Annotated in this window: 20 protein-coding genes and 1 tRNA gene; 13 read left to right on the forward strand and 8 right to left on the reverse strand. The window is 39.8% G+C overall.

Annotation, left to right across the window (positions count from 1 at the left end; all coding sequences use genetic code 11):
* Window positions 1-45: 45 nt before the first annotated feature.
* The 3 genes from tilS to QWZ01_RS22295 all read left to right on the forward strand — a co-directional run bounded on the left by tilS (window position 46) and on the right by QWZ01_RS22295 (window position 2,989).
* Window positions 46-1,383, forward strand: a complete 1,338-nt coding sequence (tilS, locus tag QWZ01_RS22285) for a tRNA lysidine(34) synthetase TilS (protein ID WP_290327282.1) — start codon at window positions 46-48, stop codon at window positions 1,381-1,383.
* Entirely contained in the window at window positions 1,380-1,862 is a 483-nt protein-coding gene (locus tag QWZ01_RS22290) for a hypothetical protein (protein WP_290327284.1), read from the forward strand. The genes tilS and QWZ01_RS22290 overlap by 4 nt, the downstream gene beginning before the upstream one ends.
* A 158-nt stretch (window positions 1,863-2,020) precedes the next feature.
* A complete protein-coding gene (locus QWZ01_RS22295) occupies window positions 2,021-2,989 on the forward strand; it encodes a hypothetical protein (protein ID WP_290327286.1) in 969 nt (322 codons plus the stop codon).
* Between the two features lie 72 nt (window positions 2,990-3,061).
* Here the strand turns inward: QWZ01_RS22295 and QWZ01_RS22300 are convergent, their stop codons facing one another.
* Window positions 3,062-4,024: an isopenicillin N synthase family dioxygenase gene (locus QWZ01_RS22300; RefSeq protein ID WP_290327288.1), complete on the reverse strand. Its 963-nt coding sequence runs from the start codon at window positions 4,022-4,024 to the stop codon at window positions 3,062-3,064.
* 210 nt (window positions 4,025-4,234) lie between these two features.
* Between QWZ01_RS22300 and QWZ01_RS22305 the strand changes: the two genes are divergently transcribed.
* Window positions 4,235-5,875, forward strand: coding sequence for a DUF6600 domain-containing protein (locus tag QWZ01_RS22305; protein ID WP_290327289.1), 1,641 nt, complete (start codon window positions 4,235-4,237; stop codon window positions 5,873-5,875).
* Window positions 5,876-5,974: 99 nt separating this feature from the next.
* Window positions 5,975-6,436: a thioredoxin family protein gene (locus QWZ01_RS22310; RefSeq protein ID WP_290327291.1), complete on the forward strand. Its 462-nt coding sequence runs from the start codon at window positions 5,975-5,977 to the stop codon at window positions 6,434-6,436.
* A gap of 71 nt (window positions 6,437-6,507) precedes the next feature.
* On the opposite strand, the gene QWZ01_RS22315 is transcribed toward QWZ01_RS22310, so the two are convergent.
* The 4 genes from QWZ01_RS22315 to QWZ01_RS22330 form a co-directional block, all read right to left on the reverse strand.
* Window positions 6,508-7,353 (reverse strand): ferritin-like domain-containing protein, encoded by an 846-nt coding sequence (locus QWZ01_RS22315; protein WP_290327294.1) that lies wholly within the window; start codon window positions 7,351-7,353, stop codon window positions 6,508-6,510.
* Between the two features lie 12 nt (window positions 7,354-7,365).
* Complete coding sequence (locus QWZ01_RS22320; RefSeq protein ID WP_290327295.1) at window positions 7,366-8,058, reverse strand: ferritin-like domain-containing protein; 693 nt, start codon at window positions 8,056-8,058, stop codon at window positions 7,366-7,368.
* A gap of 353 nt (window positions 8,059-8,411) precedes the next feature.
* Entirely contained in the window at window positions 8,412-9,266 is an 855-nt protein-coding gene (locus QWZ01_RS22325) for a ferritin-like domain-containing protein (RefSeq protein WP_290327296.1), read from the reverse strand.
* A 10-nt stretch (window positions 9,267-9,276) separates the two neighbouring features.
* The gene (locus tag QWZ01_RS22330; RefSeq protein ID WP_290327297.1) at window positions 9,277-9,981 is read right to left on the reverse strand and encodes a ferritin-like domain-containing protein; all 705 of its coding nucleotides are present in this window, start codon (window positions 9,979-9,981) and stop codon (window positions 9,277-9,279) included.
* Between the two features lie 525 nt (window positions 9,982-10,506).
* On the opposite strand from QWZ01_RS22330, the gene QWZ01_RS22335 reads away from it, so the two are divergent.
* The 7 genes from QWZ01_RS22335 (at window position 10,507) to QWZ01_RS22365 (ending at window position 15,454) form a co-directional block, all read left to right on the forward strand.
* Window positions 10,507-10,824, forward strand: coding sequence for a hypothetical protein (locus QWZ01_RS22335; protein WP_290327298.1), 318 nt, complete (start codon window positions 10,507-10,509; stop codon window positions 10,822-10,824).
* Window positions 10,825-10,978: 154 nt separating this feature from the next.
* A tRNA-Val gene (locus QWZ01_RS22340) sits at window positions 10,979-11,056 on the forward strand.
* 300 nt (window positions 11,057-11,356) lie between these two features.
* The gene (locus QWZ01_RS22345; protein ID WP_290327300.1) at window positions 11,357-12,601 is read left to right on the forward strand and encodes a site-specific integrase; all 1,245 of its coding nucleotides are present in this window, start codon (window positions 11,357-11,359) and stop codon (window positions 12,599-12,601) included.
* Between the two features lie 167 nt (window positions 12,602-12,768).
* Window positions 12,769-13,062 carry a type II toxin-antitoxin system HigB family toxin gene (locus QWZ01_RS22350; protein WP_290327302.1) on the forward strand — a complete coding sequence of 98 codons (294 nt, stop codon included), beginning with the start codon at window positions 12,769-12,771 and terminating at the stop codon, window positions 13,060-13,062.
* Between the two features lie 18 nt (window positions 13,063-13,080).
* Window positions 13,081-13,467 carry a helix-turn-helix domain-containing protein gene (locus QWZ01_RS22355; protein ID WP_290327304.1) on the forward strand — a complete coding sequence of 129 codons (387 nt, stop codon included), beginning with the start codon at window positions 13,081-13,083 and terminating at the stop codon, window positions 13,465-13,467.
* A 434-nt stretch (window positions 13,468-13,901) separates the two neighbouring features.
* Window positions 13,902-14,960: a type III polyketide synthase gene (locus QWZ01_RS22360; RefSeq protein WP_290327305.1), complete on the forward strand. Its 1,059-nt coding sequence runs from the start codon at window positions 13,902-13,904 to the stop codon at window positions 14,958-14,960.
* Between the two features lie 2 nt (window positions 14,961-14,962).
* Window positions 14,963-15,454 carry an isoprenylcysteine carboxyl methyltransferase family protein gene (locus tag QWZ01_RS22365; RefSeq protein WP_290327308.1) on the forward strand — a complete coding sequence of 164 codons (492 nt, stop codon included), beginning with the start codon at window positions 14,963-14,965 and terminating at the stop codon, window positions 15,452-15,454.
* A 300-nt stretch (window positions 15,455-15,754) separates the two neighbouring features.
* Here the strand turns inward: QWZ01_RS22365 and QWZ01_RS22370 are convergent, their stop codons facing one another.
* Window positions 15,755-16,234, reverse strand: a complete 480-nt coding sequence (locus QWZ01_RS22370) for a YybH family protein (RefSeq protein ID WP_290327310.1) — start codon at window positions 16,232-16,234, stop codon at window positions 15,755-15,757.
* A 320-nt stretch (window positions 16,235-16,554) separates the two neighbouring features.
* Here QWZ01_RS22370 and QWZ01_RS22375 point away from each other — a divergent pair, with 320 nt between their 5' ends.
* Window positions 16,555-16,770, forward strand: coding sequence for a hypothetical protein (locus QWZ01_RS22375; protein WP_290327312.1), 216 nt, complete (start codon window positions 16,555-16,557; stop codon window positions 16,768-16,770).
* Between the two features lie 1,264 nt (window positions 16,771-18,034).
* Here the strand turns inward: QWZ01_RS22375 and QWZ01_RS22380 are convergent.
* Together QWZ01_RS22380 and QWZ01_RS22385 are read right to left on the reverse strand one after the other, a co-directional pair.
* The gene (locus QWZ01_RS22380; RefSeq protein ID WP_290327313.1) at window positions 18,035-18,193 is read right to left on the reverse strand and encodes a lmo0937 family membrane protein; all 159 of its coding nucleotides are present in this window, start codon (window positions 18,191-18,193) and stop codon (window positions 18,035-18,037) included.
* Between the two features lie 722 nt (window positions 18,194-18,915).
* Window positions 18,916-19,170 (reverse strand): hypothetical protein, encoded by a 255-nt coding sequence (locus QWZ01_RS22385; RefSeq protein ID WP_290327315.1) that lies wholly within the window; start codon window positions 19,168-19,170, stop codon window positions 18,916-18,918.
* Between the last annotated feature and the right edge of the window lie 10 nt (window positions 19,171-19,180).

Here is a 19,180-nt window from a genome sequence, read left to right on the forward strand (position 1 = left end):
AAAATTAGTTTTTTGTTGGGGTTATTAAATTAATAATTTTGATGAATGCTACCACTTAAACAGTTTGTTGATTTTATTGAACAAAATACGTTGTTTACGCCCCACAGCAAAATTTTAGCTGCGGTAAGCGGTGGCATGGATTCTGTTTTAATGACCCATTTATTAAAAGCCGCCGGCTTTAACTTTGGCATTGCCCATTGTAATTTTCAGCTGCGCGGCCCCGAAGCCCTGCGCGACCAGGAGTTTTGCAACAACCTGGCCAATCAGCTTCGTGTACCTTTCCATACTATCAATTTTGATACCGGGAATTACGCGGCCGAAAATAAAATATCTATCCAAATGGCCGCACGCGAACTGCGTTACCAATGGTTTGATACTGTTTGCCAGCAATCAGATTACCAGGTTATTGCACTTGCGCATCACCAAAACGATACAATTGAAACAATATTGTTAAATCTTACCCGGGGCACGGGTATAGCAGGCTTACACGGCATTTTACCACAAAACGGGACATTGGTGCGCCCCCTGCTGTTTTTAAACCGCGACGAAATAGCCGGAATAGTTGCCGAGAATAAGCTCTCTTATGTAGAAGACAGCTCCAACGCATCAGCAAAATATGCACGTAATAAAATACGCCTCGAAGTAATACCGAAGCTAAAAGAGCTGAATCCCAGCCTTGAAAAAACATTTGAAAATAACCTGAGGCATTTTCGCGATCTGGAAACATTACTGGAGAACCAGCTAACTATATTAAAGAAAACAGTATTAAAAACCGATGCCGGCGGACAGTATTTGTTAATTGATGAGGTGAAGCAATTAAACCCTGCCCGCTTATTGTTGTTTAAGTTACTGCAGGATTATGGTTTTAATGAAACTACGATTGATGATCTGCTATCGGCATTGGATAAACATTCGGGAAGGGTATTTGAATCGGCGGGATACTTACTGATACTTGACCGCGACAGGTTGATATTACAGAAAAAAACGAGTGTTGAACCTGTGCCAGCACTCATCAATGAGCAGGATCATGAACTGCATTATGGTAATTTTAAACTGAATGTTTTGCATGATGATAGTCCGCTGATCATAAAAGATAACCCGCTGGCTGTATCGGTAGATGCTGCCTTATTGGAGTTTCCGTTGCAGATACGCGCATGGCAGGAAGGCGATTATTTTTACCCCCTCGGGATGAAGGGAAGTAAAAAGCTTAGCGATTTTTTTATAAATCAAAAAATAGCGCTTCATCAAAAAAATGAAGTTCCTTTACTTATCAATGGCAATGGCGATGTGATATGGGTTGGCGGTTACCGGCCCGACGAAAGGTATAAAGTAAGTGATAACACTAAAAAAGTTACTATCTTCGAATTGTATAAATTAAAATGAGCGATAAAGCAATTTTTGTAGAAAAACAGTACCTGGGCCGGGAGTTTATACCTATTACCATTCGCCTTGTTTTGGCCATGTTTTGTTTCGCGGCCTATTTTTTTACCGACGAACGTGAACGCAACGGAGATCTGCTGGTTGTTGTTGGTTTTGCTATTATCATCATTTCCATTATTATGGGTTTCCTGCTGCATTTTGGTACCCGTGTTCAAAATAAAAGTATTTTACTTAATGGGCTATGGACGGCTCGCCTCGTAAAAATAGACCTGAACAGCATCGTAAAAGTTGAAAAAGGAATATACAGCCGTTACCTGTTCAACAACCCGGTTTATAATCTGCACACCAAAGGAACTATCCGTTTTTACGCCGCAGGTAATGATGCTATCCACCTTACCGATCGCGATGGCCTGCTCTATATTATTGGCTCCCAACATGCCAATGAGTTTTTAAGGGCTATTCATGAAGAGATGAAAAAGTAAAAAAGGTTACCTCTTAACTGGGTTTTTCTTCAGTTTTCCCAATCATCCTGTCTTTCACTTATCAACATTGTAAAGTTTATGCTATATCAAACATTGTATAATTAAATCTATCTATATGAGTTTGTTGAAATGTATATCTTTAAACCGCAATGTTTAAAATGACCCGAAAAACAATAAACGCCCTTACTTTAATAATACTGGGTATCGTTACCGTACTTTATGCAGGCTGTAATAGCAGTGCAAACTCAGGGAATAGTAAAAAAGAGCTTATATCATTTAAGGCTTTCAATGGTATCAATTACAGCGAAGTGGCAAGGCGGCAAAAAAATGGCCTGTCATTTAATGAGTATGGATATCAACTGGAACCTCAGTGGAAAATGAAGTTTGTTTCTGATGATTCGGTAAGTATTTTTAGCCCTACAAAAAATCAGTTTATTAACTTTCCGCTAACCAGAGGGTATGATTCTGTTTTTAACGCCGCAAGATCATGGCTTAAAATAAAGAAAATCACAAAGGATAGTATCATTATGGAGATACTACAGGCAAAAGGCGATATGATTGATATTGGTGGCTCAAAGGTTTATATGCTTTTTTATGCTGATGACTATGTTAAAAATGTTTTGCATTCAGATACCACTATCCTTAGACACCCGAGCCGTAAGGATACCTTGTTTGTAAAAGCGTTGGCCGAAAAGGCTAATCAAGATATAAAAAAAGCATTCGCTGCCAGGCAAACGGTTCAGTTAAAAAGTAATAGCCCTTTAGTAACTGTAAAACAGTGGCATACCAAGCCGGATATTATGAATAATTTTGATTCATCAGATGATTATCTTGATCCCACCTTTGATATAAATATTTATAAAGCCTATCAGGATTTTTCTTATTCATTTTCGGTATTTGTTGATAATCAGGGGCAAATGTCTTACCGGATACCACTTGTTGATTTTATGGGCGACAATGACGTAAAACAATCTTACATAAAGGTATCGCAAAGTATCATGAATACTTATCTGAAATACTATCTACACACAATTCCGGGAAGTACGCTGGGTTTTGTACACGCCAGTACTATAACGCTTAATGTATATGGACATGTTGCGGTGCCCGCAACAGGAAAAAATAAATAGCAACAAAGTAATCACCTTGTTACTACAAAGAGGCTGTTCTCAGATTTTTGAGACAACCTCTTTGTTTTTTTATTACATTTTTAAACCTATCTCTCTCAGGCGCTCATCCAGGTATTCGCCGGCAGTAATGTCTGGATATATTTTTGGATGCTCTGCATTAATGCAGGTTTCCAGGCTTGACAGATCCATGTCTGATACCGGATGCAAAAAGAACGGTACTGAGTAACGGGAGTTTTTCATCTGGTCGCGCGGCGGGTTCACAACCCTGTGCGTGGTTGATTTTAGTTTGTTGTTGGTTAAGCGCTGCAACATATCGCCAACGTTAACAACCAGATCTTCGCCATGGGCTTTAACCGGGTACCATGAACCTTCGCGGGTAAGCACCTCCAGGCCATCGGCACTGGCTCCTATCAGCAGAGTTATCAGGTTTATATCCTCATGTGCGCCGGCACGTACGGCGTCCGCAGGTACCGAATCGGGATCAGGAATAGGAAAATAGTGTAAAGTGCGCAGTATGGAATTGCCGTTATGCACTTTGTTATCAAAATAATGCTCGTCTAAATTTAAATAAACTGCAATGGCCCTAAGTAAGTGAGTACCGGCGCTTTCCAGTTTTTTATAAATTTCACGGGTGGTGGTGTTAAAAGCAGGCAGCTCTTCAACCACAATATTATCAGGGTACAGCTCTTTCAGCGGCGAGCCATCTGTTACGGTTTGGCCTATTTGCCAAAACTCTTTCAAATCGGGCGTTTTAAAGCCTTTGGCAGTTTCTTTGCCTTTGCCGGTATAACCGCGCTGGCCCGCAAGACCCGGTATTTCGTATTTTAATTTAGTAGCATCAGGCAGGGCAAACAAGGCCTTTACCTGCTCATAAAGTTCATCTATCAATTGCTTGCTTAGGCCATGATTGGTGATGGTTACAAAGCCGGTTTCGTTGAAAGCCTTACCAATATCGTCCGAAAATTGTTTACGGTCGGCAGCACTGCCATTAATATAATTGCTCAGGTCAAGCCGTGGAATATTTACTGTGCTCATAGTAATCTTATGGATAATGGAGTGTAAAATTATTTAATTTTTAGGATAGCATATGCAAGTTATAAATAAAAAACCTTCAAGTATAAACGTATACACCAAACATTGTTGTACATCAAAACATTTGTTGGTTTAAACGTTTTATGAAATAATTGGTCATACTTACATATAAGTTATAATCGATCATTTTAATCCTGATAGAAGATGAATTTTATGAAGAAAATATGCGGCTTAGGTTTAATAGCATTTTTGATAATGCTGGCCGCTCCGAATAAAGCCAGGGCACAGGAAGGCGATTATGTTTCTGACCAGGAATTTTACGACGAACTTGACCCCTATGGTACCTGGGTTAACGACCCTAACTATGGTGACGTTTGGATACCTGATGCCGAAGACGGTTTCAGACCTTATGCCACCAATGGGCACTGGGTGGTAACAGACTATGGTAATACCTGGGTTTCTGATTACCCTTGGGGGTGGGCTACCTTTCATTACGGCCGCTGGCGCTATGATGATTATTATGGCTGGGAATGGATACCAGGACATGAATGGGCACCGGCATGGGTTAGCTGGCGCAGCGGCGGCGGTTATTACGGATGGGCTCCACTATCGCCGGGAATAAGCATCAATTTATCATTTGGTAACAGTTATCACGTGCCCGATTATTATTGGGTATGCGCCCCACAGGCTTATATCAACAGCCCTAATATTTACAACTATTATGTACCGCATACCAGGGTAGTAAATATTATAAATCGTACTACTATTATTAACAACACTTACGTTTACAATAAGCGTACTTATGTAACCGGACCGCGCATTGCCGAGATCAGGCGGGTTACCAGGCAAAATGTACCTGTTTATCGTGTTGGTACCGGTACCAGGGTTAACACGAGGCCAAGTATCAGTAATAACCAGCTGAATATTTATCGCCCCGAAATAAAGAGAAACCCTGATGCAAGGCCTGCCAGGGTAGTAAATGCGGCTGAATACCGGAAAGAAAATCCTAATAACGGAATTGCACACCGTGTGGGCGGACAAGCTACCGTAAACCGTAACAATGCAGCCCGGTTAGCAGAAGTGGCAAAAAGTGAAAATAACAAATTGGTAAGTATCAATAACCATAACCGCTCGGCAAGGCCGGCACAACCAGCTAATCAGCAACCCGCGCAGCCTAATGCCGGAGGCGGCCAGCGGGTTAATCCATCTAACCGGGGGCAAGCTAATCAGCAGCTTGAAATACAGCGCCAACAGCAAAATGCACAGCGCCAGCAACAAGACGCACAACGTCAGCAACAGCAAGAAACACAAAGGCAGCAACAGACCCAGCGTGAACAGCAACAACAGGCTCAACGCCAACAACAGGGAGCACAACGTCAACAGGAAGATGCACAGCGTCAACAACAGCAAGACGGTCAGCGCCAGCAGCAAAATGCCCAACGTCAGCAACAGCAGGAAGCACAGCGCCAGCAGCAAAACGCACAACGTCAGCAACAAAATGCACAGCGTCAGCAACAGCAGGAAGCACAGCGCCAACAGCAAAATGCACAGCGTCAACAGCAACAGGAGGCTCAGCGCCAGCAGCAAAATGCCCAACGTCAGCAACAGCAGGAAGCTCAGCGCCAGCAGCAAAATGCACAACGTCAGCAACAGCAGGAGGCTCAGCGCCAACAACAAAATGCACAACGTCAGCAACAGCAAGAGGCTCAGCGTCAGCAGCAACAGGCACAACGTCAACAGCAGGAGGCTCAGCGGCAGCAACAACAGGCACAACGTCAACAGCAGGAGGCTCAGCGGCAGCAACAACAACAGCAGCAAGAACAACAGGGTGGCGGTCACCGTACCAGGCCTTAATTGTTTCACTGCGTTACAAATAGCATTTACTATAGCATATATGAACATATAGTTTATATGTGCTATTTTTATAAACTCAAACAGGAGTTATATTTTTTTATGAAACAACTATTTGCTGTATTAAAAATTGCTTTTATAATAATGTGCTTTGTTGTATGCGCTTTTGGTAGTAAAGCTCAGGGAGTTAATAAGATAAAAGGCAAACCAGCGTCCGAGATCATTTTTATTGAAAACTCATGGAACGAAGCCTTAAAGCAGGCGGCCGCTCAAAACAAATACATTTTTGTTGATGCCTATGCTACCTGGTGCGGTCCGTGTAAATTGCTTAAGGCTACCACATTTAAAAATAATAAGGTTGCCGAGTTTTATAATAGCAACTTTATCAATGTGGCGCTTGATATGGAAAAAGGAGAAGGTCCGGAACTTGCGGCTCAATGGGGTTTGCAAGCCTATCCCACACTGATAGTTTTTACGCCTAAAGGCAAGCCTGTTTACGGAACGGTTGGCTTTATTAAACCCGATGATCTGATAAAATTTGGCGTGCAAGCCTTGAATAAGTAATCTCAATATAAAAAACACCGCATGGCTAACCATGCGGTGTTCCTGAATGAATTTAATAATGCCCAACCTGATTAGGGTGCAATAAATATTTTTATCAGATTTTGCACCTGATCCATAGTTAAGGGCTCATCAAAGGCAGCTGTTGCAATGCCAATATCTGTAGTGCTACCTGTTAATCCAGGTAGTTTTGTAACATCAAAAGCTCCTTGTATTGTATTTTCTTCGCCCTGGTAATTGCCATCAAACTGGCTGATGCCGGTATCATTACCCAATGCGGTGGTACTGGTTATCCATGGCGAAATTTTAAGTATCTGCCGTATTGCTGATGCATGGCGGGCTTCAACCGCATGAATAGACAATACCGATGTTAATATATCCTGATTACTCAATAAGTTTGATGCCTGGCCTTTGTATGCACGCACACCTGTATCCTCAAATGCAAGGGCGAGTTTTAAAAAGGTATTATAATTGGTGAAAACATCAGCAAAGGGGCCTGTGAACGAGCCGTTTCCTCCCGTAAAATCAAATTTTGGAGATGTTATTGGCGTACCGCCAAGTGTGGTTATGGCAGCCTGTAAAAACAATACATGCCTGTTTTCATCATCGCGAATGGTATTAAAATAGGATGATATATTGGGAGGAATCACTGTGCCGTTGCCGGTTGACAAGTTGTAAAATGACGATTCCAGATGTTCTAATACAAGCGCGAAATTCAAAACATCAATTACCGCGGGTGTTGTTGTATCAGCAGCGTAAGCTCTTTTAAGCATGGTGCCCAATGCAAAAGGTACGGCAGCCAAAGCTACCTTTGAACCAAAGCGGGTTATGTTTTTAATTGCCGCCCGGCGCGGGTTTAGCTTATCGTTAAACTCCGGGTCAATTTTTTCTATTTCTTTAATAACGTTAAACAAATTCATAGGTATGGGGGATTAAACCTGATAATCATAATAAACGGCAGCTACTTTGGTTTTCAGATAAGAATTCACCAAATACAGTACATCGGGAATACCTAAAAATTTGTTCAGTCCGTTACCATCAACCTGATCGCCAGCGTTGAAAGTTCCGGGGACTATCATATTGCTGAGTAATGCCGCATGCCTTGCCTCTACCGAAGTTATTTTAGCTGTTATGGTCAGGTAATCTTTATTTTGTACATAATGACCTGAGCCAACATAGGCCAAAACGCCAATATCTTCAAATGATTTAGCAGCAAAAAGTACATTGCTTCTGGTGGTGAAATCAATGGTGCTAAAATCGAAGACTAAGTCTGGAATAGCGTTTAAACCTAAAGCTGCTTTAAAAAATTCGCGGTGTAATATTTCCTGATCACGGATGGTTGTGAAAAGAGCCCGCTCGTCAGTAGTAATATCGGTGTATGGAGTTTGAATAAGCTGGGTGTAAAAAGCTGCCTCTATCTGTTCTAAAGCGTAAGCATAGTTTAAGATAGAAAGGTCACCTTTACCAATATCTATCTTATTAGGTCTAACCATGATCTGGTTACCTTTATGGCAGGCCGCAGTAGCTAACAGGCCTGCCGATACTGCACCAACACCGGCATGGCGTAAAAACGACCGTCTTGGCATAATCACCCCGGGTATATTTTCTTTAGGATATGTTTTCATATAGTATGAAACTTTTAATATTTTTTGTAGATGGGTGAAAATATGATAAAATAAATGAAAAAATATGTTGTTATTCGAAATTTCTAAATTAAACTAACAAGTGCCTGTGTGTCATTTTGTTCATTTTTAATCTGTGTACGAACAAAATGAACAATATGTAACTTGTAAATTTATTTTTGTGTTAGTTAATTCGTATTTTAATAAAGAAGGGAGCTATTATATAACAGGTTAAATATTGACGGGATTATATAAAAGGAGTCCAAATGTTTTACTATCAAAATAAAAAGCATAAAAAAACCGCTTATTTAATAATAAGCGGCCCTCTTAAATCAAGTATATTTTGGTAAAAACGGTTATTTTACGATAAAGCTTCCTGAAAGTAATTTCAATACCTGATCGCTGCTTAATGCTTCGTCAAAAGCCGCAGTAGCTACTGCTACCGAAGTAGTGCTCCCTGTAGCGCTTTTTAACGTGGTTACATCAACACCGCCCTGGGTTACATTTTGTTCTCCGTCGTAATTACCATCAACCAATGATATTTTAGTATCGTTACCAAGGGTTGCTGTACTGGTGATCCACGGTGTTAAGCCCCGTATCTGGCGGATAGCCGAAGCGTGACGTGCTTCAACTGCATGTATAGATAGTGCTGCAGTTAACACAACCTGATTGTTTAACAGGAAGCCTGCCTGACCTTTGTATGCTCTTACACCAGTATCTTCAAACACTTGTGCAACGGCCAAAAAGGTACTGTAGTTAGTTAATACATCGGCAAATGGGCCATTGTTATTGCCACCACCACCGGTTAAATCAAATTTTGGTGAGGTCACAGGAGTACCCCCCAGCTGTTTAATCACCGCTGTTAAAAATGTAACGTGGTTATTTTCGTCGGTAGTTACCTGATTGAAATATTTAGAGGCGGCATCAGCAGGTATTAAAGCTGTTCCCTTTGCTTTACCGGCATTGTAAAACGCCGATTCAAGATACTCCAATGTAAGCGCGTAATTTAATACATCAATAACAGATGGTGCAGTTGTACTTTGTGCATATGCTTTTTTGAACATGGTGCCTACAGCAAATGGTAAAGCCGCGATTGCTACTTTTGAACCAAAGCTGGTTATGTTTTTGATCACGTCGCGACGCTGGCTCAGCCTGCCGTAAACTTCCGGATCAACATTTTCTATTTCTTCTATGATATTTAATAAATTCATGGCTTTGGGTTTAAGATGCTGTGTATCCGTAATTAACTGCGCTAACTTTAGTTTTTAAGAACATATTGGCTATCTTCAAAACTTCAGGAATGCTTGCTGATTTATTTAAACTTGTTGCAGGATCGCTTACGTCAGATGCAGCGAATGATCCGGGAAGGATGAGGTTGCTGATCAATGCCGCATGGCGCGCCTCAACCGAAACAATTTTACCGGCAATTAACAGGTAATTAGCATCGGCAATCAAATAACCTGCTCCGTCATAAGCTGTTACGCCTGTATCTTCAAACGCCTTTGCTGCTGCTAAAACCTTAGCGCGGTTGCTAAAATCAATAGAAGAAAAATCAGGAGTCAGATCCTGAATAGCCTTGGATCCTAAAGCGGCTTTGAAAAATTCACGGTGTAAAACTTCATGATCACGAATATCGGTGAGCAACGCTGTTTCCGCAGAAGTAATGCCACTGTATGGCGTAGCTGCTACCTGCAGGTAAAAAGCGGCTTCCAGCTGCTCTAAAGCATAGGCATAATTTAAAATGGCGAAGTCGTTTTTCGCACCAAGGTCTACCCCGTTAGCCGGAGGAGTTGGTGCCTGATGGTCTTTGTGGCATGCTGCAGTAGCTAATAAGCCCACAGATGCAACACCAACACCTGCATAACGCAAAAACGACCTCCGGGCCATGTTTGCCTGCAATATGTTTTCTTGTGATTCTGTTTTCATAAATGAAAAGTTTTTAGAGTTATAATTAGTTTGTTTTGTATATGATATACGCCCGATCAAACGCATTGGTTTTACCATAACGAAAATTAACTTACTCTAAATAAGAGTATTTTCTTAAAAATTAAATTTTATAAAATGCGGAAAGTGCTGCGGTTTGCAGAAAATTAATTTTGAGGTAAGAAAATCAGATATGTTAAATACGATGAAACAGCAAGGCTGGTTTTTTTTTAAGACAAAAAAAGGCCGAAACCCTCTCGCAGTGTTTCGGCCCTACATCTACCTATGAAAAACAACCCTTTTAGAAGGGTAATAAGTTTAATTCAAATGGAGTGCCAATTGTTAGGCTAAGGTAAATGTGCTGTTAAATGATGGTTTTATTAGCTGATAATCAATTGTCTGTAGAAAATACTTCCCAGAATTTGGGGGCTATTTGCCCCGTATGTTAATTATAGCTTGTGCAAATACTTATTTTAATATAAATGATAACTCCGGAAACCATACGCCAATTGCATTGTTGTTAACGCTATGGACCATAATATTTATTTATTGGCTACCGATCCCAGTAATCCGTGCAGGGATGTAATTCATTCGAGAGATACCCGATTGAAAGTGAGGGTTTTTTGTTTGGATGAGGAAAGGTTTAGTCCGGATGATAATGAACTGCAATTATATGGCTATGCTAATAATAAGTTATTTGCGTTTGAAACGATTGAAGTTATGCCTGAAGACGCCATTGATTTAGTTGACGCCATTAAGTGGTACGCTAATTATATCCGCTACCCCGCCATGGAAATACTTCCTGAGGACCCAAGACCCGGTCAGCACGTGGCTATGAAGGCCTGAAAAGTGATTTTTTAAAGTCAATAAAAAAAGATCAGGCTAAAAATCAGCACCTTAATAAAAAATGAAAAAAAACTTTTGACGAATAGATTAGAGTTTCTATATTTGCAGACCCAAACGCAAGGGGGTTATGCTCGAAAGAGAATAACAAACAAAAGGGAGTTTAGCTCAGCTGGTTCAGAGCATCTGCCTTACAAGCAGAGGGTCACTGGTTCGAACCCAGTAACTCCCACCAAGAGGCATATCAAGCCGTATCGAAACCCTGTAAATTGTATGATTTACAGGGTTTTATGTTTTCAGCCATCTCAATTTAACGCATACTTTCTTAATGTTTCCGGTACCAAAGTGAGTACCAGATTTTGTTTTCTACATTTGTGGTACTCTAAAACGTTGTAATTAATTATTTATCAGGCATTTAACTCTGAAAAATAAGCATTAAAAACGACCTGTATTGAGCCTGTTTGACATGGTATTTCCATCGGTTTGGAGTACCAAAATATCAAACCATTTTAAATTGTATTAAAACAAATTAAGTATGAAAGCAACAAACAGATTCAGTATTCACTTCAAATTGAGGGCTGAAAGGACAAAGGACGGCTTCGCGCCGGTTTTTTTAGGTTTGGTGGTGGATGGCACCAGGAGCTATATGGCTTTGAAGAACTTCCAGGCAGATACAGAACATTGGGACAAGATTAAAGGCGGAGGCAGAAAGGACACCAAGTCTGGCCGGGCGATCAATGAGTATCTCGACGAAGTTCGGATGGCTATAAAGGCGCATTACCGGGATATGGAGCTTAACGGTGAGCGGATCACAAGTGATACGCTAAAAGATGCCTTTTTGGGAAACGTGCAGGATGATACCCCGATCATGTTCAGCGAACTGGTAGCTTATCATAACGAACAGGCCCTGGCGTTACTGAGTACCGGCACAATGCGGCATTATTACGTCACGCAGCGTTACCTCATAAAATTCTTTAAACTGAAATATAAAAAAGAAGACATAGCGCTTTTTGTGCTCAATTACAAATTCATCTCCGATTTCGAAATTTTCTTACACAACCATAAACCGGCCGATCACCAAAAGCCAATGGATACAAACGGGGTATTAAAGCATCTCGTACGGCTAAAGAAAATGATTAACCTGGCTATAAGCTTGACCTGGATTGAAAAAGACCCCTTCAAAGGGTTTAAGATGAAAAAGAAGAAAGTAGAGAAAGAGTTTTTAAACGAATGGGAGCTGGAATCTATCGAAAGAAAGATATTTCAGATAGAGCGTCTCGGAATGGTCAGGGATATGTTTGTTTTTTGCTGTTATACTGGCCTTGCTTATGTTGACCTGATGAATTTGAGGCCGGACCATATTGTAAAAGGAATTGACGGTCAGCCATGGATTAAAACGTCCCGTCAGAAGACCTCCATCCCGGTCAATACGCCACTGCTTGACAGGGCGCAAGATATTATCGCAAGTTACGCTGGTAATATCAGGGCAATTTCAAACGGCACGATATTTCCCTTGTTGAGCAATCAGAAAATGAATAGCTACCTGAAGGAAATTGCTGACTTCTGCGGCGTTAAAAAGAATCTGACCTTCCATATTGCCCGTCACACTTTTGCGACCACTGTAACACTCTCTAATGGCGTTCCTATTGAAACGGTCAGCAAGATGCTAGGTCATACAAAAATTGCGACCACACAAATCTATGCCCGTGTTTTGGAGCAAAAGGTCAGTGATGACATGGCGGTCTTACGCAGTAAAATAAATCTGAAATGTAATGTTTGAACTGACCTGATGAATCGAGCTCACCTTGTAATAAAAGTTGGATTTTTGCCAACCGTTGTTTATCTTTGATCAATCATTTCTGGAAAGTCCTGATTGAACGACGTAAAAATGTAAAAAAATTTAAAATGCAAGGAGGTCGCTGATAGATAACAACAAATTAAAAAACGATGATCATCATCTATCAAAAGAAATTGCAGGATTTTGCCAAAAAACATGCGGATGCTGCTAATAGTATTTTTACCTGGAGAAAGGTAGTACAAGAGGCCATCTGGGAAAAAGGCATAGACATACTGGCTGATTTTCCAAAGGCAAAACTTATTCCGAGTAAACGCGCCCGATTTAAAATCACCGGTAACAAATTTCGTTTAATCATCGAGGTAGATTACGCAGATAAACTTGTCGAAATTAGATTTATTGGTACCCATTCAGAATACGATGGAATCGACGCCAGTTCTGTGTGAGGGTTAAACTTAACAATTATGATAAAAAAACCACAATGGTTTTTAATTGAAACCGAAGAAGCATATGATAATGCTGTCGCAAGGTACGAAGAGGTTAAACATTCGACCCTTGGGGCGGAACATCAGGAGAAGCTCCTTTTGGCGCATCTTATAGAAAATTTTGAAAATAAGAATTGGGATCTGCCGGAGGTTGATCCTATTCAGATGATTAAAATACGTATGGACGATTTCGGCTATAAGCCGTCCGATCTTGCTGCTGTATATGGAGACAAAGGAACCATAAGCAAAGTGCTTAATTATAAGCAGCCGTTGTCGCTCACGATGATTAGAAAATTTAGTGCGTTTCTTCATCTCCCCGCTTCGGTCTTGGTTAGGGAATATGAACTAACAAACTTATCTAAATGAGTCCGAAGTAGGCTATGAATCTTGCAAGGTGATCGTTTCAATTACAGCAAACTTCAAATACCAATCAAAACTCTTTAGTTAACTTAAGATTAATTATTAGACAAAAAATACATGGTTGAACTTGTATTTTGGTTTTTCAAATTGTGGATAGATAATTGTTTGGAACAATAAATTTCACGGATGTTTAAAACAGTTTGTGTTGAAATGTCACCCAAAAAAAAGACACAATTTGTTTGGAACAACACACAATTAATCCAACCCTGAAAAGACGTTCGTTCGGGTATTGCAGCAAAAGGTTGCTGCCACTGGACCCTTCACTCAGGAACAACGAACATATTTATAATTATACAAGTCAGCTGTAGCGATCGCTATTTAGGGCATACAATATAAATAGAAACAAATAAGGGTTTAATCGCTTATTATACAAACATACAATGCCATTTATTGCAGCAGTTTCCAAAATTGAACTCCCTTTTAAAATTAACCAGGTTGATGTTAAGGAACAAGCCAGATTTTTGTTCGCAGAAAATTTCCCTCAGGTAGATAGATTGATCCATGCTTTTGACAATACAGAGATCGTAACACGTAACTTTTGCAAACCGATTGGGTATTATGCCGGGGCAAATACATTTGAAGAGCGAAACAATGAATACATCCGCATCTCACTTGATTATTCGATTCAAGCAATCGAAGACTGCATCAATAAAGCTTCGATTAGCAAGGAGGATATAACGGATATCATCTTCACATCGACCACAGGGCTGGCCACGCCAAGTATCGACGCCCTTATCGTTAACAAAATGCGGTTAAGCCCAAATATAAATAGAATTCCGGTTTGGGGATTAGGTTGCGGTGGCGGAGTATCAGGTATGGCTAAAGCGAATACGTTAGCTATAGCCAATCCAAATGCGGTAGTTTTGCTCGTTGCTGTCGAACTTTGCTCGCTCACACTAATTAAAAATGATTACAGTAAGAGCAATTTTATAGGTTCCAGTTTATTTTCAGATGGCATAGCGGCTTGCATCATTAAGGGGGATAAACATGGTTTAGATCATACAGTAAGCATTCAGGCATCGAGCAGTAAGCTCTATTACGATTCATTAGAAGTAATGGGCTGGGATTTTCAAGACACCGGCTTTAAGGTATTGTTCTCTAAGGATATCCCCAAATTCATTAATGAGAATATCAGGGGCGATATTGAAGCATTTTTAGAGAAACAAAACCTGCAACTAAAAGATATTAAGAATTTTATTTTTCACCCTGGCGGCAAGAAAGTACTCGACGCATATAAAGATGCGTTACAGGTTGAGGGCGACTTCCTACAGAAGACCCGCGAAACAATGAATGATCACGGCAATATGTCGAGTGTGACCGTGTTGTATGTGCTCGAAAAATTTATAACTGAAAGCTATGAAGATGGCTATGGTTTAATGCTGGCGATGGGTCCGGGATTCAGCAGCGAAATGGTTTTATTGAAAATGAAAAATAATTAAGCATGTATTTTATCTTATTTATTTGCTTTGTTGTTCTTCAACGGTTATTGGAATTGGTTGTTGCTAAAAGGAATGAGAAATGGGCAAGAAGCCAGGGTGCAACAGAATATGGCCAAGGACATTACCCCTATATTGTCTTGTTACATACTCTTTTTATAATTGCTTTGATCATTGAGTATCTTTTTAAAAGCGGTAGTTTTAGTTTGAGTTTTATGATCGCCTTCCTGTTATTAATTATGATTAAGGGTTGGGTAATTTCTTCGTTAGGCAGGTATTGGAATACAAAAATCCTAAGGATACCAAATTCAGTTTTGGTTAAAAAAGGGTTCTATAAACTATTTAAGCATCCCAACTATTTTATAGTAATCTGCGAAATCATTGTGATACCAATGGTCTTTAACCTTTACGTAACAGCAATTATTTTCACCTTATTAAATGCCTTAATGCTGAATGTTCGAATCCGCGCAGAAGAAAAAGCCTGGGCGATTGATTAGCCACTTGTAAATGATGTTTTAGTGTTTACCGCATTAATTATTTTACGCCCTGGTAAGTTGTTATTAACTCGAGATCAGCACACGAATTGATTTTTTAGCAATAATTTGATTTAGACACCAATGTGACGTAAATGGGCCTACAAACATCTTGCGATCAATAATAGATCGAAATTTATGGAGTTAAAAAGACACAAATTGTTTCGAACACGCAGAATTGTGTCAAGATGTTTAAAACAATTGGTGTCGATAGCGGTAAAAAAGGCACATTTTTATTTGGAACGACAAGTGCTAATTAGTAAATTACTTAATGCCCTTTTCAAGTTTGGCATTCTGGCCTGCCTGGATAAGCCATAATCCTCCTTTTTTTAATAATACAATCATCCTTCTGAATTCGAAAGTTTCCCCGGGATATCGCGCATCGTCGGTTAAACCCGTGCGAACGTGTGCGACAGCAATGTCTGGTGTAAGATATTGTATGTCTTCGATTGCGCGGGTAAAATAGTGACTGGGTTTAAAATAAGTATTGTGCGTGGTTCGGTAATGGTCTTCAATATCCTGTCTCCCTTTGTAGTAAGCTCCAAACCAGTTTACCCAGGTAGCATCGCTGCTGTAGTTGGCCGCTAAACCAATAGGATCATGCCGGTTCCAGGCCTCCTCATAACGTTTGATAAGTTGTCGAATAGCTCCGTTCTCTTTTAAAGTATCGATCTGCTGGGCTGCTGCTGACATTGAATAGCTAAAAACCAGGAGTAATGAAATGAAATATCTGATGCTTTTCATGCGATCTATTATTTTTGCGTAAGAATATTCAGATTGTGACTTTTACTTTATCCTCATCCGATTCGGAGTAAAGAAAAATCTTCGGGCTTTAAAATACTACTAAATCAATTAGAAATCTATCAAAACAAAACTAATGTTTTAAATTAATAATCAAGTGTTTATGAAATGGCGGTTATGGTAAATGGTAAGGTCTGCTGACCGGAAATGCAGCCGCTTTTGATCAAACTGTTTTTAAAATCCCTGAAATAATTTCAAACATCGTTTCTACAGTAATTGTTACTTGTTAAATGATTACAATAGAACTAAAATATCCATTAAACTTGGAGCTGAAGGAATTTGATTTGCCGTTACCTAATGTATTTGTGGAACGTGTAGATTACATTGCTTTTCTCTTTACTGATGAGAAAGAGTATTTTGGATATCGCGAAACCCTGTGTGATCTTATCGACAATTTATTTTATGAAGCCATCAAAACCGAATTCATACGTAATAAACTTATATGCTTAACCACCCTCGTTTCCCTTTTTAAGGAGTAACCTCAGCATGCCGGTCACTCAAAGTAAGTTTTAAATTAGGCTATTCGCTTGCCGAGTGAATCTACTTTGTATTTGTCTGCCGTAAAAAAGGGTATGGATTTTTCCGGTAAGTTTATGATTTACAAGAAACAAGATCGATATTTAAACAATGAATTGGTATACTGTAAATGACGGATCATCACATCGCTTGACCAAAAGACAACTGGCCCATTTTGAATTAAACGATCTTATTACTCGTTTTTTTTGCAGGCAGGGAAGGCTACTCCAATGCGGAAGATCTTTGGCTGGATATGCGGGCAAACGGGCATCATATCAGTATCAGTTCTTTCTATACCAGGCTAAAGGAGCTGGTTGAGAGACAGGTCATAGAAAAAAAGCCGAATGGCTATAATAAATATGTGTACAGAATAATCAACGCTTCCTAAGAAAATGGCCCCTTTAGGTAGCCAATGGTTTTTAAGCATTATGCCTTGATGTATTCAAAGTGATTATCGTCAGCACTTCGCTCTCTTTTAAGTTTATCTTGTTTGACAAGCGTTAATAAGACCCCGATAATTCTGACGCTTTAATACCAGTATCAAATTCCCGGTTGCAGTGATCAACTATTTCAGCTATTGAACGAGGCAAATTAAAGAAATCAGTAAAAAGTAACTGGCTTAACATTCTGGTGGCCACAGGCCTTTTAGGTCCCGTTGTTAGATTACTTTTATCATCTATAAGCTGATGTCCCCTTCTTTGTTAAAAAGCCCGGAGCTATCAGCCGAATCTATCAGTACCTGCAGTAACCCGTCGATAACTCTAACTTGTACAGCTTCGGACTGGAAAGCGTTGACAATGACTAAGAGTTCAGCGAGTTGGTGTTTAATTTTTTCTATCCGCTTATCCATTATTAACGTAAAAATATACTATTCTATCAATTGAATCCACCTCAATGTGCCATAGATAAACACCGTTTGTTCTGTTAATAATGCAGGAATTGTATCATTACTGTTACCAGCCTTTATTTATTTAACGTGGCACAATAATGGTTATTCAAACCGCATAATAAACCATCATAAGTTTCAACAAGGGGTTGTTTAAATATATAGAATGGCTGGCCTCCAAAACACAATTTGGGGGCTTTTTTGCGTTCGTGTCTTACGTAACATATATCAATCGAAAAAGATCTTTTCCAATAGATCTATCAGTGCAACAAAAAAGTAAAAAGGCTTATCGTAGCAGATGCACTACTCTTTAACGGCTTGTTGTATTTAATTGTGGCCGGTTAAACAGTAGAAGTACCTTTTTGCAGGAAACCTATGATCACGGAAATAATGGCGATTACCAGCAGTACGTGAATCAACCCGCCGGCCGAATAAGCAAACGTTCCAATCGCCCACCCGATGACCAGGATAACGGCTACGATATACAATATTGATCTCATGGCTTTGATGATTAGTGAATAGATACGTTGGCTGCACAATTACAGTACCAAAGGTTGGGTATAATGTTATCTTACAGAACGTTTATTTCCGTTATCTGTAAACTCAATACTTGAATTTTTGAGTGTTAGCTAAAAATCACAGCACCAAAACCACAATGCTAAAATTACCGTACTTGGAAAAGTTCAAATCGAGCGGTTGCGGTTTGACGACATTTAATATATAAACCCCCATGCCAATAGACATGGCCCCTGATGTTGTTATCAGAGGATTCCTTTAGGTAATTATCTTTAAGAATAAGTCTTTCCCAAGTCACCCCATTTACCCCAAGCTCTTTTGGTTGCCTATCAGCTTCGCCTGATTTGAAAGTTGTTTACGGAGCCAAGCATGTCCTAAATAATATCAGCACACGAATTGATTTATTGGTAATAAATTGTTTTATTAACAATTGAGAAGGGCACTAAAAAGACATAATTTGTTTTAGACACCAATGTGACTTAAATAGGCTTAAAAACATGTTTCTGATCAATTATCGATCGAAATTTATTGAGTAAAAAGACACAAATTGTTTCGAACAACTCATGTTTCAAACAAAATGTATGGAGCCTGTATTGTTTATATCAAATTGTGTCACCTTGTTTAAACAAATACTGTCTCTGCTGTTTCAAACAGCTACTGTTTTGCTAAAAAACTTTTTTGCTCTCCTACTTTGGGATTACGGAAATTATTGTTTTTTGGCCGTGGGTTGAGCCATTTTTCCTGAATCCTTAGCAACCTTAGTCCCTCCTGATGCGCTATTATCTAAAGTTCCCGCATCCCCCGTAGCAGTAGTGGTTTTGGACGTATCAATATTCGAAGGCACACTATCGTGCACGTTTTTAGCTGTATCACGAACCGTCCTGTCCGAATGATCTCCATTGCAGCCGATCATTATACTAAGTGGTGCAAGTAGAAATATCGTAGTCAATAACTTTCTCATAATTATTAGT

Source organism: Mucilaginibacter aquaedulcis, assembly GCF_030409325.1.
Taxonomy (GTDB): Bacteria; Bacteroidota; Bacteroidia; order Sphingobacteriales; family Sphingobacteriaceae; genus Mucilaginibacter; species Mucilaginibacter aquaedulcis.

What these genes read in the sequence shown, in the direction of transcription:
- QWZ01_RS22365 (WP_290327308.1), top strand. Translation starts at nt 14,963, where the DNA reads ATGTATTTTATCTTATTTATTTGCTTTGTTGTTCTTCAACGGTTATTG.
- QWZ01_RS22360 (WP_290327305.1), top strand. Translation starts at nt 13,902, where the DNA reads ATGCCATTTATTGCAGCAGTTTCCAAAATTGAACTCCCTTTTAAAATT.
- QWZ01_RS22385 (WP_290327315.1), bottom strand. Translation starts at nt 19,170, where the DNA reads ATGAGAAAGTTATTGACTACGATATTTCTACTTGCACCACTTAGTATA.
- QWZ01_RS22325 (WP_290327296.1), bottom strand. Translation starts at nt 9,266, where the DNA reads ATGAATTTATTAAATATCATAGAAGAAATAGAAAATGTTGATCCGGAA.
- QWZ01_RS22305 (WP_290327289.1), top strand. Translation starts at nt 4,235, where the DNA reads ATGAAGAAAATATGCGGCTTAGGTTTAATAGCATTTTTGATAATGCTG.
- QWZ01_RS22380 (WP_290327313.1), bottom strand. Translation starts at nt 18,193, where the DNA reads ATGAGATCAATATTGTATATCGTAGCCGTTATCCTGGTCATCGGGTGG.
- QWZ01_RS22290 (WP_290327284.1), top strand. Translation starts at nt 1,380, where the DNA reads ATGAGCGATAAAGCAATTTTTGTAGAAAAACAGTACCTGGGCCGGGAG.
- QWZ01_RS22310 (WP_290327291.1), top strand. Translation starts at nt 5,975, where the DNA reads ATGAAACAACTATTTGCTGTATTAAAAATTGCTTTTATAATAATGTGC.
- QWZ01_RS22300 (WP_290327288.1), bottom strand. Translation starts at nt 4,024, where the DNA reads ATGAGCACAGTAAATATTCCACGGCTTGACCTGAGCAATTATATTAAT.
- QWZ01_RS22315 (WP_290327294.1), bottom strand. Translation starts at nt 7,353, where the DNA reads ATGAATTTGTTTAACGTTATTAAAGAAATAGAAAAAATTGACCCGGAG.
- QWZ01_RS22350 (WP_290327302.1), top strand. Translation starts at nt 12,769, where the DNA reads ATGATCATCATCTATCAAAAGAAATTGCAGGATTTTGCCAAAAAACAT.
- QWZ01_RS22370 (WP_290327310.1), bottom strand. Translation starts at nt 16,234, where the DNA reads ATGAAAAGCATCAGATATTTCATTTCATTACTCCTGGTTTTTAGCTAT.
- QWZ01_RS22355 (WP_290327304.1), top strand. Translation starts at nt 13,081, where the DNA reads ATGATAAAAAAACCACAATGGTTTTTAATTGAAACCGAAGAAGCATAT.
- QWZ01_RS22335 (WP_290327298.1), top strand. Translation starts at nt 10,507, where the DNA reads ATGGACCATAATATTTATTTATTGGCTACCGATCCCAGTAATCCGTGC.
- QWZ01_RS22320 (WP_290327295.1), bottom strand. Translation starts at nt 8,058, where the DNA reads ATGAAAACATATCCTAAAGAAAATATACCCGGGGTGATTATGCCAAGA.
- QWZ01_RS22295 (WP_290327286.1), top strand. Translation starts at nt 2,021, where the DNA reads ATGACCCGAAAAACAATAAACGCCCTTACTTTAATAATACTGGGTATC.
- QWZ01_RS22330 (WP_290327297.1), bottom strand. Translation starts at nt 9,981, where the DNA reads ATGAAAACAGAATCACAAGAAAACATATTGCAGGCAAACATGGCCCGG.
- tilS (WP_290327282.1), top strand. Translation starts at nt 46, where the DNA reads ATGCTACCACTTAAACAGTTTGTTGATTTTATTGAACAAAATACGTTG.
- QWZ01_RS22345 (WP_290327300.1), top strand. Translation starts at nt 11,357, where the DNA reads ATGAAAGCAACAAACAGATTCAGTATTCACTTCAAATTGAGGGCTGAA.